The sequence below is a fragment of the Tenacibaculum xiamenense genome (assembly GCF_964513065.1).
Taxonomy (GTDB): Bacteria; Bacteroidota; Bacteroidia; order Flavobacteriales; family Flavobacteriaceae; genus Polaribacter; species Polaribacter xiamenense.
The window spans coordinates 237,233-251,778 of record NZ_CAZEQU010000005.1; the positions used below are offsets into that span (position 1 = coordinate 237,233).

14 protein-coding genes are annotated in these 14,546 nt (G+C 31.2%); 4 read left to right on the forward strand and 10 right to left on the reverse strand.

Features of this window, described 5'->3' with window-relative positions:
- Positions 1–50 precede the first annotated feature (50 nt).
- Entirely contained in the window at positions 51–761 is a 711-nt protein-coding gene (locus tag ACKTTV_RS01425) for a DUF547 domain-containing protein (RefSeq protein WP_408029017.1), read from the reverse strand.
- A 464-nt stretch (positions 762–1,225) separates the two neighbouring features.
- On the opposite strand from ACKTTV_RS01425, the gene ACKTTV_RS01430 reads away from it, so the two are divergent.
- The 4 genes from ACKTTV_RS01430 (at position 1,226) to ACKTTV_RS01445 (ending at position 6,442) form a co-directional block, all read left to right on the forward strand.
- Entirely contained in the window at positions 1,226–2,005 is a 780-nt protein-coding gene (locus ACKTTV_RS01430) for a helix-turn-helix domain-containing protein (protein WP_408029018.1), read from the forward strand.
- 88 nt (positions 2,006–2,093) lie between these two features.
- Positions 2,094–3,356, forward strand: a complete 1,263-nt coding sequence (locus ACKTTV_RS01435) for a S41 family peptidase (protein WP_408029019.1) — start codon at positions 2,094–2,096, stop codon at positions 3,354–3,356.
- Between the two features lie 166 nt (positions 3,357–3,522).
- A complete protein-coding gene (locus tag ACKTTV_RS01440) occupies positions 3,523–5,862 on the forward strand; it encodes a trypsin-like peptidase domain-containing protein (protein WP_408029020.1) in 2,340 nt (779 codons plus the stop codon).
- A gap of 94 nt (positions 5,863–5,956) precedes the next feature.
- Complete coding sequence (locus ACKTTV_RS01445) at positions 5,957–6,442, forward strand: acyltransferase (protein ID WP_408029021.1); 486 nt, start codon at positions 5,957–5,959, stop codon at positions 6,440–6,442.
- Between the two features lie 146 nt (positions 6,443–6,588).
- On the opposite strand, the gene ACKTTV_RS01450 is transcribed toward ACKTTV_RS01445, so the two are convergent.
- The 9 genes from ACKTTV_RS01450 to sufD all read right to left on the reverse strand — a co-directional run bounded on the left by ACKTTV_RS01450 (position 6,589) and on the right by sufD (position 14,507).
- Entirely contained in the window at positions 6,589–6,984 is a 396-nt protein-coding gene (locus ACKTTV_RS01450) for a VOC family protein (RefSeq protein ID WP_408029022.1), read from the reverse strand.
- Positions 6,985–7,035: 51 nt separating this feature from the next.
- A complete protein-coding gene (locus ACKTTV_RS01455) occupies positions 7,036–7,962 on the reverse strand; it encodes a hypothetical protein (RefSeq protein WP_408029023.1) in 927 nt (308 codons plus the stop codon).
- Between the two features lie 105 nt (positions 7,963–8,067).
- Entirely contained in the window at positions 8,068–9,237 is a 1,170-nt protein-coding gene (locus ACKTTV_RS01460; protein WP_408029024.1) for an acyltransferase family protein, read from the reverse strand.
- A gap of 89 nt (positions 9,238–9,326) precedes the next feature.
- Positions 9,327–10,202 (reverse strand): LytR/AlgR family response regulator transcription factor, encoded by an 876-nt coding sequence (locus ACKTTV_RS01465; protein ID WP_408029025.1) that lies wholly within the window; start codon positions 10,200–10,202, stop codon positions 9,327–9,329.
- A 36-nt stretch (positions 10,203–10,238) separates the two neighbouring features.
- A complete protein-coding gene (locus ACKTTV_RS01470; RefSeq protein ID WP_408029026.1) occupies positions 10,239–10,856 on the reverse strand; it encodes a hypothetical protein in 618 nt (205 codons plus the stop codon).
- 90 nt (positions 10,857–10,946) lie between these two features.
- On the reverse strand, positions 10,947–11,459 hold the full coding sequence (locus tag ACKTTV_RS01475; RefSeq protein WP_408029027.1) for an SMI1/KNR4 family protein: 513 nt from the start codon (positions 11,457–11,459) through the stop codon (positions 10,947–10,949).
- A 49-nt stretch (positions 11,460–11,508) separates the two neighbouring features.
- Complete coding sequence (locus tag ACKTTV_RS01480) at positions 11,509–12,027, reverse strand: hypothetical protein (protein ID WP_408029028.1); 519 nt, start codon at positions 12,025–12,027, stop codon at positions 11,509–11,511.
- Positions 12,028–12,426: 399 nt separating this feature from the next.
- Positions 12,427–12,918 (reverse strand): YdcF family protein, encoded by a 492-nt coding sequence (locus ACKTTV_RS01485; protein ID WP_408029029.1) that lies wholly within the window; start codon positions 12,916–12,918, stop codon positions 12,427–12,429.
- Positions 12,919–13,193: 275 nt separating this feature from the next.
- A complete protein-coding gene (sufD, locus tag ACKTTV_RS01490) occupies positions 13,194–14,507 on the reverse strand; it encodes a Fe-S cluster assembly protein SufD (RefSeq protein ID WP_408029068.1) in 1,314 nt (437 codons plus the stop codon).
- Positions 14,508–14,546: the final 39 nt, after the last annotated feature.

The following is a 14,546-nucleotide window of genomic DNA, read 5'->3' on the forward strand; positions in this document are numbered from 1 at the left end:
ATCCCCTACCTTCTAGACAATGTAGTAATAAGCATTATTTAACGTTGTCTTTATTTTTCATTTAATGTCCAGTCGTAATCTAAATAAACAACTTGTGCATTATCATTAGCCTTTATTTTAGAGTATTTGTTTAAGTAGTCAACAAGTGAAATTTTTAAAGTAAAATCCTCTTGGTACCATTCAAATATTTTCGAAACTTCAACTTTGTCAAGTGAAATTTTATTTTTAGTTGTGTCATTAATAAAATCACTCATTAACCCTTCTAATTTCTTGTCGATATTGGCTTCCGTAAAAGCGAAATTCACAAATTTAGGTCCAGATTTCGAAGCTGCATTTATTCCAACATGAATTCTAGGGTCGTCATGCCATCTGCGTAAAATTTTATGTTCAATATAATCTAATGAATATGTTTCGTTACCAACTTTAGCAAAAGGTATTTTCCATGCATTTCTTCCTTTTCTTTTAATAGCGGTAATCTTTTTCAGAGGGTAGCTGTCTAAGATTAATTTAATAGTATAAGCATTGTATACATTTATCCAAAATGCTTTCGATTTGTTCGAAGACCACCTTTTACCTGGAATGGTCTTTTCAAGGTGTTTTAAATAGATATTTAAAACCGCTTTGTTTTTACGTAAACCAACATAATCAACATTTCCTTCGTTGTCAACATATGTCTTTAATAAGGCATCAAAAACATCTGTTTGAGCCTGTGTTTGGACGCCTATGAAAAGAAAAAGGCAGATTGTAATTATTTTTCGCATAATTTTTCAGTTTTTGAATCTTTGATACCTTTTTGGACGTATAAAACGGGGGCTCATTACATTTTTAAATGAAAAATATCTTTAATTAGGAGAAAGTTTTTACTTTGCGTATTAGTTTTTTTGATCTAAAAGAGTATCTCTAAATTGACTGGAAAAGTTATATGAACCTATCGTTTTTACAAATTTTCACACTTATTTCTATTATTCATAGCTTCTTACTCGGAGTAGTAGTTTTATCATCTAAATTACTTAGAAGTAAAGCGAATTTTTATTTAGGGATTTCCCTTGTAATACTGGCAATTGTTGGAATTAATAATTGGTTTTGGGATATTGGTAAAAATCCTCTTCTGGTACGTTTTTTCGATCTTTTTTTATGGCAGTTTTTATATCCAACAACGCTGTTCAAATACTTTCTTCTGGTAACAAAAAGCAAATCTTTAAAAAATTCATTTAAATGGTTTTATATGCCATTTATTATCTTATCACTTTTTAACATAATAGTAACATTTCAGAATCTTTATGGATGGATAAATATTTCTTTTCTTACTGAAGAAACGATTCATATATTCTATAAAATAATAAGTTTTTTATCGATAATTTACTCATTATCCTTGTTATTGGTTTCTTTTGGAATGATTTTCTTGAAAAAAACGAAAGCTCATTTCTTATGGGTAAAGATATTTTGGGGACTTTTTTTCTTCATAGATTCGTATGGCGCCGTTTTAGAATTAGGAAGGTTTTATACAAATGAACGAAAATCCCATACATATTTATGGGTTGCTTTTAGTGTTGTTATTTATTGGATGATATACATCGGGTTGTATAAATTCAAGTTTTCCAATGAAAAGTTTGAAATCCGAAAGTTTTTAGAGAACACAAAAGCATCTAACTTAGAATCGAAAGGAACGAATGATTATTTGGATAAACTTCTCAATCTACTTACTACGCAGAAAATATATTTAAATGCGCAATTAAATAGAGAAAAGGTTGCCGAAATGCTTAACATTAGTCCTGGATATTTATCTCAGGTTTTAAGTAAAACTGAGTATAAAAACCTTACGGCAATCATTAATTATTATCGAGTAGAGGAAGCAAAACGTTTATTGAGGAACTCAGAGTTTAAAAACTATAGCTTAGTTTCTGTTGGTTTGGAAGTCGGGTTTAATTCGAAGTCTACTTTTTATAATACATTCAAAAAGCAAACAGGACTAACACCCAATGAATTCAAAAAACAGGTTTTATAGGTGTTATTTTGTTAGGATCTAACATTTCTACACCTCTTAACTCTTACATCTCCATAGGTTTGCAGTCGTAAACTTAAAAGAATTAATAATGATTAAAGAGATCGTAAAGAGTTTGTCAATGTTAGCAGTACTGTTTATCACAGTTCAATTTTCCGTGTTTCCACAATCGAAAGTGGTTAGTGATTGGTCAACAGATATTGACGTTTATCATAAAAACTTAGAAGAAAAACATATTGATCTTTATAACAAAATATCTAAAGTTGAATTTGAGAAAGAGTTGTCTTCAATAAAACAAAAGCTGCACAAGAAGAATCAAATCGATGTGATTATCGACTTAATGCGTTTAACAAGAAAGATAGGAGATGGTCACACTTCCGTTTCACTTAGAACTATCAAAAAACATGTTTTTCCTTTCGAATTATATCCGGTAAATGGAGAATGGAGGGTTGTAAAAGCTATTTCAAAGTACAAACATTTGTTAGGTAAAAGGTTGCTTAAAATTCAAGGGATGAATGTTGAAGAGGTAGCCAAAAGAGTTTCAGAGGTAGCACAATTTGTAGAAAACAGACATTCCAAAATAATACGAACGGGTCAATACATGACAATTTCAGAATTATTATTCAATCTAGGCGTAATTGATAATTCTCAAAAGGCGGAATTTTCCTTTTTGAATGATTATAATGAAGAGTTTGAAGCTGTTATTGAAGTCGTTGAAAGTAATGATTATCGAAAAAGAGAAAAGGAAAAATTAGAAAGAAAAGAAGGGGCTTTGAAGCAACCAGATAATGCTAAGCACGATTTTCTTTGGTTTACTTCTTTAGAGTCTCTTTCCGCGGTGTATATAAAGTTTGAAAGCTATCCGTCATTTGATGAAATGAAAACTTTTGGAGCTAGTGTTTTGGGGCACATTCAAAAAAACAGAACCAAACGATTAATTATTGATTTGAGAAACAATGGGGGAGGAGATTTTTTTGTTGGAACATTTTTGGCATATTACTTAAACTTGGCAGATAGCATTGACTGGAAAAATGGAGTGTATGTTTTAACAGACAAGGTTACTTTCTCAGCGGCAACAAGTAATGCTTCACAATATAGACAAATGCTTAATGCTAAAATTGTCGGTGAACCAACAGGGTCTAATCCAACTGGTTACCAAGACATGGGGCAATTTACATTACCAAACTCTAAGTTGGTAATTACATATTCAAAAAGGTTGTTTCGATTCCAAGATACTTTTATTGAAGGAGTACAACCAGACAAGGTAATTCATTATGATTGGAAAAGTTATACATCAGGAAGTGATCCTATGTTGGAATGGGTTTTTAAGGATATTAAAAACGAAAATAATTAAAAAGTGTAAGAGGTTAATAAATAATAACTTAACTAATGGTAGGATTATTGTAGGGTTTAGTGAGTTTTTCGTAGAAAATTATCTAAATTTTAACATTAATCTTGTAATATAGATTGATTATTAATAATTTAGCTGTTAAATATTAACCAATAATACCCTTCTAAAAATGAAAAATCACTTTTTCAAAGTGGTCATAATGGCCATGGTTTTTTTGTGCGCTACAACTACAAGCGCTCAGAAAATTTTTAAGATCGGAGATGAGTTTGACTCCGATATTAAAGTAACCAAAACTTACCAAAGATTTAAAAGAGCAAATTCCAACAAATCGGGAACAGAGCTTGTTTATCAGAAAGAATTTTATTCAAAAAATTCATCTTACATCAAACTTTATTTTAAGAATTTTGATTTAGCACCTGGAGACTATGTTGAGATTACAGGAAGTAACTCAAAGGAAACTATAATATATGGTGGTAAAGGGAAAATTGTAGATGATCAAATGACTATGATTAGTGATTTCTGGTCGAAAGTACTTTTTGATGATAAAGTAGTTTTAAAACTTTATTCGTCAGGAGCTGCTGAACGTTATAAAGGATTTGAAATAGGCAAAGTAGCCTATGGTTATAGCGAAGAAAAAATAGAGGCAACTTTAGCTGGACAAACAAGATCAATTTGTGGATCGGATAACAAAGAGCGTATTGCTTGTTATCAAGGAACAACAATGTTTGATAAAGGGAAAGCTGTTTGTCGTTTATTAATCGGAGGTAGTTCTCTTTGTACTGGATGGTTGTTAGGAAGTGAAGGTCACTTAATGACAAATAACCACTGTATTGGTACAGCTTCAAGAGCTCAGAATACTGATTATATTTTTAACTATCAACATCAAGGCTGTACTGGAAGTACTTTAGCTCAACAAGATGTAGTAGCACAATCAGCAACGTTTATTAAAACAAATTCTACATTAGACTATACCTTGGTAAAGTTACCAACGAATCCAACGAACACTTATGGATATTTAAGTTTAAGTTCTGCGGTGCCTGCTGCAGGAGATAGAATTTATATTCCTCAACATCCAGGAGGAAGAAGAAAAGAGATTTCTGTTAAAACTGATACGGATGCAACCGCTGGTGGATTTTCGAGAGTTTACCAAAGTTCATCAGGATCAGGTCAGCAAGTAAGATATTATGCAGATACTGAAGGAGGAAGTTCAGGATCACCTGTATTAGATTATAATTCTAACTTAGTTATTGCAATTCACAATACAGGAGGATGTCCAAATGGTTCTTACGGTAGATGTGATAATTTAATTAGTGCTATCGGTAACGACATGCCAGCAAACGGAGTTGACAACTCTGGAGGCGGCGGTGGCGGTGGCGGAGGAGATCCGAAATGTGAAAGCACAGTGTCATCTTTCCCGTACAGCCAGAGTTTCGAAAATACTTTAGGTAGTTGGAAACAAAGTACCTCAGATGATTTTAATTGGGCAACACGTTCAGGATCAACTCCATCAAGAAATACAGGACCATCATCGGCTAATGCTGGGTCTTATTATTTATATGTAGAGTCATCTTCACCAAATTACCCTTCGAAATCAGCAATCGTAACTTCTCCATGTTTTGATTTAAGTCAAGTAACAAGTGCTTCATTTACATTTGATTATCATATGTATGGAGCTTCTGGTATGGGTAACTTAAAACTTGAAGCTAGTACTGATAAAGGAGCTACCTGGACAAGCGTATGGCAAAAGTCGGGGAATCAAGGTAATTCTTGGTCATCTGCTTCGGTAAACTTAAATAGTTATGCTGGAAGTCAAGTTAAATTAAGGTTTAACGGAACTACAGGATCTACTTGGCAAGGAGATATGGCAATAGATAAATTAGGCTTATCTACCAATGGTTCTGGTGGCGGAGGAGGAAACTCTACTGTTACTTTAGAAATTGTATTGGATAACTATCCAGGAGAAACAACTTGGGAAATAAAGAATAGCGCTGGGTCAATAGTATCATCTGGTGGAACTTATTCGAACGCAGATAAACCTAAAGTAACAAAAACTATCACATTATCTAATGGTTGCTATAGTTTAACATTTAAAGATTCTTATGGAGATGGTATTTGCTGTGCGTATGGAAGTGGTTCTTATACACTTTCAAGTAGCACAGGAGCAGTATTGGCTTCAGGAGGGCAATTTGCAAGTTCTGAAACTAAGAATTTTTGTGTGGGAGAAAGTGCTAATGAATCATTCGTAGAAAAGTTTGTGCCAACAACTCAAGTAATTGATGATTTAATGATTTATCCTAATCCAGTACAAGGAGCTTTAAGTCTTAAAATTCCAGAGAGAGAATTAAATGGAACTTATAAAATTGTAAATGTTACTGGAGCGGTTATTCAAACAGGTAAACTATCTAGAGATATATCAGTTAATCAAATGCAAGAAGGAGTATATATTTTAGAAGTAAAAACTGATAAGTCAACATATTCTAAAACTTTCGTAAAAGTAAAAGGAAAATAACAACAAGAAAAAATCTAACCATAAGTTAGAGAGTAACAGAACTGCTCGGATGAAGATCCGAGCAGTTTTTTTTAACTTATTTATATAATTAATTATGATTGAAAAAAATGAAGACAGTTTTTTTATACACTCATTAGCAGATGTTAATACACCTCATATTGGTTCAAGAACAAGAGTATGGCAGTATAGTGTTATTATGACTGAGGTTTATATTGGACAAAACTGTAACATAGGTTCTCACACATTTATAGAGAATAATGTTCGATTAGGAGATAACGTAACGATAAAAAATGGTGTTTTTCTGTGGGATGGGATAACGTTGGAGAATGATGTGTTTGTGGGGCCGAACGTTACATTTACAAATGATAAATATCCAAGATCAAAGGAATATAAAGAGAGTTACCAGAAAATAACAGTGAAGAATGGAGCTTCAATTGGAGCGAATTGCACAATTTTAGGAGGTGTTGTAATCGGAGAAAAAGCTATGATCGGTGCTGGAAGTATTGTAACAAAGGATATTCCTAGTGGCGAATTATGGGTAGGAAGTCCTGCGAGGTTTGTTAGAAAAATAGAAGAATAAAAAGCTCGTTTTACTACTCATTCCGTTGCATATTTATACACTGTAGTTGGGAGCTAATGAAGTGAGCTCAATAGATATTTTCACTACAAGAATTTACTCTTCGAAAAAGTAAATAATTATAGTACGTGTTTTTTATTTAAAACTTACTAATTCATTTTAACAGGTGTGCATATTTCGATTAGAAACCCGTTGTTATCTCTTACATAACCAACTTTTTGTCCCCAAGGTTTTTCAGTTAAAGGTTCAAATTCGATTGCTCCCATTTCAAGGGCTCTTTTAAAGTCCGATTCAATATTTTCACTCACAAATGCCATCTCTACTCCTAAAGGTTTTTCACCATTGTTAGCCTGTATAAATCCATTTTTAAAGTTGGAACTACCTAATTCAATTGAACCGAAAGCAATTGTTGTTTCTCCTGAAATCAATTCTCCATAATCATTTTCTGGCGTTACGAATTTCTCCTGAAAGCCAAATGCCTTTTTGTAGAACTCAATAGTCTCTTTAACATTTTCAACATAAACTATAGTATATCCGTATTTCATTCTGCTTTTGTTTTTTGACTTATGGATACACTAAATTAGTAAATATTGAGTCTATTGTGTGGCAAAAAGCAATTCATCGGCTTTTACCCAATAAACTTCTCCTTTTACAACACCTGCCCATCCTCTTTTTTCAGGGGTGTTATATTTTCTGGAGTAGATAAAATATTTTCCGTCTGAAGACATATATGGACAATAATAGCGCCAATTGTTTTCATATTTTAAAGGTATTTCTTTTGGTTTTGTCCATTCACCATTGTCATTAAATGTAATTTGAAATTTCCCTTGTCCGTTAGTTATTGCGTAACGTTCGTCTGGTGAAACATAAGTGATAAGTTCCTTTTTTTCTGTTTTAGTATTTATAATAACAGGATTTGCAAATTTTTCATTTCCTAAATACTGTGCACGATAGGTATGCATACCACCTTTATCACTTGGTCTATTCGAACGAAAATATAAACTCCCGTCCTCTGTAACTACTGGGTAAGTTTCTATATATTCTGTAGAAATAGAAAAATCTACTTTTGAAGCTAATTCCCACTTTCCATTTACTTTTTTACTTTTATAGATGTCTGGAGGGATTCGGTAAAGCTTTTCTCGGGTAATATCATTTTTATAAAGTTTGGGATCTACACCAAGAAAATACATTGTCTTTCCATCTTTAGTAATTGTGGGATCACAAGCGACTGAAACTAAGATGCTATCACTATACATTTTAATAGGTTTGATCTTAGACCACTTACCATTAATTAATTCTGAATGATGAATAACAAAGCTGTTGTCAACAATTCTTGAGAAGAACATTTCTGTATTATCATAATTAAAAACCACATTAAGCTCAATGTTTTTAGTATTAACAACTGACGGAGCAAATAACTTTGGGGTTGTAGATGGAGGCTCTTGATCGAAATATGAAATAGCATTGTTTTTACAACTATAAAATACTACGACAAATAAAAAAATAGATAAAAGTTTATTCATTGTAATTAAAAGTTTGCCAAGGGTTTTGAATATGAAATTCAGTGCGTTTTATCCTCGCTAATTTTAAGCTTTACGATTACTCCAAATTTATTAAATTTCCTTTGTTTAAGGCTTTCGTAGCTGTTTTTTATGTATGTTGTTGTAACCCTTTTCTTTAATAGAGTTATTTTTATGATTTTTCATTCCGAAAAGTATTCTTGTTATTTTAAAGGGATAGATGAAGAAACGATAAATACATATAATCGTTAAAAACGAACTAACAGATAAAATAATTAGTTTTATTAGAATGTTAAGCTCTAGTTGAATGATATAATATGCAAAAATGACAATAATAGTTTGATGTAAAATATAAAATGGATAAATAGCTTCATTCATTCTTTTTAGGTGTTGACTTGGTTGATTAAAATAAACCTGTCCGTACCCCAATATTGTCAAAACAAAACTCCATCCTAATGTACAGCATAAGCCATACCAAATGTCCCAACGAATAGAAATACTTAAGTAGGGTTTTACAAAACTATTTGGGATGAAATAGTAACCGTAGAATAGAAGTGAGCTAATTATAAAAAGGACAAAATGAAACCGCCTTTTTGTTTTGAGGTTTTCCCAAAATATTTGAGAGTTGGCGAACAAAATACCAGCGATAAAAAAGTACGTATAGTAGAACGTTTCGGAAAGATTGGTCAAAGATGATGATCCAGAGGGATAATACCTTTTAAGAATTATTGTTCCAATAACTAAAGGAAATCCAATGAGTAAAAAACCAATTTTACGGGAAGATATTTTTTCAAACCAGTTTTTAATCTTTCCAGATCTTTTGGATTTAAGAAAGATGATTAAAGGAATTACAAGAATAGAAATTACGTATAGGTTTTCTATAAACCAAAGATGGTTGGTTTCAAATTTTACTTCCTTATATATCTGCCAATAAGAATTGAATTCAGTTATATATTGATAATATGTTTGGGGAGGTACTATAAAAATTACCCCGAAAAAAAGAGGGACTAAAAGCCTTCTGCTTCGTTCCTTAAAAAATTGCTTCCAAGTCCGTTTTGAAAATGCTAACACTGTTCCCGTTCCTGATATCAAAAAAAGTAGTGGGAGCCTAAACTGTTCAAAGTAAACCATAATATCATCTAATAACTTACTGGATTCAGAATTCATAATATGAAAATCATCTCCGTTAAAAGGCATTCCAATGTGATGAAAATAAACAGCAAGAATAGCAATGACTCTCAGCCAATCTAAATCGTATCTTCTTTTTGAAGTATTCATTTATTTTGTTTTTTGACAATGATAAAAACAAAATCAACGTGTTTTTTAGTTAAGTGATGAATGGCAATCCATAGTGACGAAAAGCAAACTTAGTTTTTTTTTAAGCTTGTGTAAACTTGGTTGAACTCTTTAATTTTTGAACGAGAAACTGGGATTGTTCTTTGGGGATAGTCTTTTAAATAAAGTGCATATCCTTGGGCATTTCCGGAAACAGATTCAATAGCGTTAAGGTTTACAACATAAGAGCGATGCGTTTTAAAAATGAACGGATAAGATTTTAACTGATCTAAAAACTCTTTAAGAGCTAGCCTTTTCAGTTTTTTTTCATAACCACTTGAATCGTCATAAAATATTTCCAGATAATTACCATCTACTTTTGCATAAATAAAGGTCTGGATGTTTAGATTAAAATTTTCCTCTTTTATTGATGTAACAATTTGGGTATTTGCATTGAGGTCATTGAAATACTGTTTGCTAATGGATATCTTTTTTAAATCATTAGAGTGCTTGTTAATCAAACGTTGTAAATTCAGCGGTAAAATAATTATCAATAAAAGAATGCCTACTAAAAAGGTATTTCTTATTTCTTCCCATAAATAACGAAAAGACCAATTGTCTGGATTTGTATAAATAAAATCTCGAATCAAGAAGCTGGCAATACCAATAAGAAACAGAAGTACTGCCAAATGCAAAAATTCCTTACCTAGGGTCCAATTTTCAATGTTTTTTATCGATTTGTTGAGCAAGAAAAAATAGATAAATGCAATAGGAATTGGTAGAACTGAGTGGAATACCATAATCCATATGTAGTCTATTTTATGTTCCTTAACATTAACAACAAATGGTTCAAATAAATATGTAAAAGTAAAACTTGCTATTGCAAGAAAACAAAGCAATAGTAATACTCTTTTTAATTCCTTATAGTAAAATGGATAAGGTTGTTTTAGGTAGGCTTTAATTTCCATAAATTTTATTTGACCAACTTTGTATTCGGATCATTGTTAATTTAAATTATCAACTACAACTGGCAATCTATAATTTTCTTGAGAATATTTCCTTTTTATTTCTTTCCCCTTTCCATTAATTTGAATGAGATGTTTTTTAATTATTACCTCATTGTTTTTATAGTTGTCTTTTATTAAACGATTGGAGTTTCGAATAACAAACCTATTTGTTGTCAAAACGTCATCAAAGCCTTTTCTATCAACGGTAATTATGCTGTCTTTGATTATGAAAGTACCATAAAAATGTGTTCTACTCGCCCAACTTCCACTGATAATTACATATTCTCCATTTTTTTTAAAATCAACATATCCACCAAATATTAAAGCTTTTATAAGTGTTGGCTTATTGACTTTTATTTCATAATATGAATAAATACCTACGTTTATTGAAATAACAAGTACACCAATTATAAGGGACTTCCAATTTGTTAGATTACCATTATTGGTTTTTTGTGATTTTATCCACTCAATAATTGATTTAAAGAACAAAAAAACCAAAGGAATTCCTAGTAATAAATATATATATAATTGGAAAATATTATCATAGTGATATGATCTATAAAGAGTAAAAGCAAAAAGACTTCCAAAAATTATTATTGAAATCTGTCTATTCATTTATTTTCATTTTCTTAAAAAGCTTGAAGTTTCTTTAATGACTGCCAATGTTTTTTGGTATGTGTAGTTGCGATTTTTTACAGATGATAATCAAAAATTATCACTAGTAACAAGACCTCGAATAAAAGTTTCAAAATTATTAGCAATAATAGTTTTTTTATAGTCATATTCTTGATCTACATGCACTACTTTAGGTTCTCCATCTTTATTTAAGTTAGCATAGTCGAGCATAACCATATCATGACCGGCAGAAGGACATGTACATATGTATATGCCTGTGTCCGGATATCCCCATTCTTCAATCATAAATAAACTACCAAGTTCACCGCATAGCGAATATTCACTTGATCTACCGATCGCCATGATTTCACTAATTGCTATGTGGTCAAAAGCCCAAGAAGTTTCTTCATTAGTTGGATAACAGTCATTAGTTGGAGCGCCACCATTTTGATGCCTCATGAATTCTATATACGAAATAGGTAGTTTATAGCCCAATTCATTTTCGATTGAGAGTACAATTTCGTCTGTTGGGTATTCGTCAGAATACTCATTGTCTGACCAAAAATCTTTAAAATTAAACCCCGAGAATATTTTCTTTTCCATATAAATTGATTTTAAATTAGGTATACTGTTTTGTTATCGAGGGTATTTATCATTTTATTTTTCCGATTTGCTTTAAAATAACAAGTGTAACTGCGAATAAAATTCCTAAACCACAAAGTAAATATCCACCGTATTTATCTTTATTCCCTCTAATAAAATAAGCATCTTCTCCTTTGTCAATAAATTGTACAGTTTTGTTGAGTCTCAAATCCCTGTTTTTTTGAAAAGGAGTTTTATCAGCGTGATAAATGGTTATTTCATCTCCAATATTCAATTTATCAAGTTGTTCAAATTTTGGGCTAAAATCACCTGTTCGTTTTCCAATAAATAAATCAAAAACTAAAGGGTAATTACTCAAATGTATATATCTATGATCTCGTTTATTGAGGTTCTGAAAAGTTTTATCAAAATAATCAATGGTTCCAGTTATATTTTGAAATTCAGATTTATTTTTACCACCTCTGATGGATAAGTAAACTCCGAATCCAATAATAAAAATACAAGCGAAAAATGATAGATAAAATATTTCTCTAGGCTCCTTTTTGTCATTGTGTAATTCTTTTTTCATAACGTTTTCTGTATGGTAAGTTGCTATTTTTTGTCAAATGTAACTAAAATTATTGGTTTTTAGTTTTGGTTAGATTTCGTTAGCAACTCTTGAGTTATTTCGTGAGAGATTGTATTGTTTATGCGTGATAGATATGTTGTGTTTGTGTAATTGTTTCAAATATAATATAGCAGAAATAGATGTGATGTAAAATATCGGTGTTTGGATGCTGATATTATAACAAAAAAACCTGAGTCATTTCGACTCAGGTTTTATATATGTAAAAGTATCTATGCGTAATAATCTTCAGGTCTCACAATCGCTCTAACTACTGGTGATTTTTGGAAAGGGAGTCTGAAACAATAAACTATAATATGGAGTTAGAAGCTTACTTATTCTCTTTCGCTATTTTTTCAATTCCTAGTAATAAAGTCCGTTTTGTTTAATAAGATCAATAGCTATATTTTCATGATTCATTAATTCATCTAATTTTTGTCTATCTAAATTGCTTTTAACTCCTACAAAATCCATCTCATATTCATTTAGAATTTCTTTAAAAATTAATGAAACCCTATCTCTATGATAATCTGAAGTGATTATAGTTAATTTAGTGTTTTTTAGATCTGTTAAAATCAACTTTATTTTCACTGCGTCATCAACGGTATTTTCTGATAGTGCGAACTCCAAAAAATCTTTTTCTGACAGTCCTTTTTTTATTAAATATTCTCTTCCGTAAAATGCATGAGGTTTATCTGATGTATTAAAATGAGGTCCCCATCCTCCAGTTAGTAAAATTAATTGTCTTTTAGTAAATATTTTATAGCAATAATCTAATCTGCTTTTAGATATTTTACTCAATTCACCTTTTGGAGAATTTGGAGAACCCAGAACCACTAATATGTTATTTTTCATTTGAAATTCGATTGATTGATACAGTTTGGATTGAAAATTTCATTAGGTTCGTTTGTAATGGTTTTATATGTAGAAAGTAACGGATTTTATTTACAGCTTTTCGGTTTTGTACTGACCCTTTAATGTTTAAACTTTCTTTTACAGTTTAAAAATTGTCATTACTTACGGCGATTGTGTCTATTGCATAAGTCCAAGGTACCTAAAATATTCTGCAATAAAAAACCTGAGTCATTTCGACTCAGGCTTTCAATGTTTTAAAGTAATTCTGTTTGGTTTTATAAATCAAAACCTATATTAACTCCAAGTTTATTTGCTATAATCTTGGTGATTCTCTTTTTTACCTCTGGTATTTTAACACTTTCCAATACCGTATTAGCAAATGCATACATTAATAATGCCTTTCCTTCTTTTTTAGGAATACCACGCTGTTGCATATAAAATAAAGCTTGATCGTCTAATTGACCAATAGTACAACCGTGAGAACATTTTACATCATCAGCAAAAATTTCCAATTGAGGCTTTGCATTGATGGTAGCTTTGTCGCTAACAAGAACATTGTTGTTTTGCTGGTAAGCATTGGTTTTTTGAGCCTCTTTCTCAACAACTACCTTACCATTAAATACACCAGTTGATCTTTCATTATAAATACCTTTATAATCCTGATGACTTTCACAGTTAGGTTCAATATGATGAACTAGAGTATGGTGATCAACATGTTGCTTTCCTTCAATAATGGTAATTCCTTTTAAAATAGAATCAATTCTTTCTCCTTTTTGGAAGAAATTTAAATTGTTTCTAGTGATGTTTCCTCCGAAAGAAAAAGTATGAACCGAACAAACACTTTCTTTTTGTTGCTCAATATATGTATTGTCAACTAAGGAAGCATTGATATTGTCATTTTGGATTTTATAATAGTCAACCGTAGCATGAACATCTGTATAAATTTCAGTTACACTGTTGGTTAATACAGGATTGTCAGTTAAGCTCTGATGACGCTCAATAATTTGTACATGAGCATTGTTATCAACAACAATGAGGTTTCTAGGTTGAACCATAGTTGCTTCTTCTTTTCCAGTAGTAAAGTTGATAATTTGAATTGGTTTTTCAACTTCAACACCTCTTGGAATATGAATAAAAGCTCCTTCACTAGCAAAAGCAGTGTTCAAAGAAGTCATATTGTCCTGTTTGGCAACCTTATTGAAATAGTTTTCAATAATAGGCTTGTATTTAGACTTCGTAAGTGCCGCTGACATTAAGCAAACATCCATTCCGTCATGAGTTGTTTCTGACAAGAATGAACTGTATTTTCCATCTATAAAAACAATCTTGTAGCTATCGATGTCATGAATAAAATATTTCTTTACATCGGCTAAATTTATAGCGATATCATGATCAGCAAAAAGACTATAATCTTCCTTTAAAATTGAATTCAAAGAAGTGTACTTCCATGCTTCCAGTTTTTTAGTAGGAAAACCTAGTTCTTCAAAGTTTGATAAAGCTTTTGATCTTATCTCGTGAACATCAGAATTAATGTTTAGTCCATTTTCAAAAGCTACGTATGATGATAATAATTTTTCTTTTAACTCCATTGTTGATAGTTGTAATTTCAAAGGTTAAAGTTTACTCAC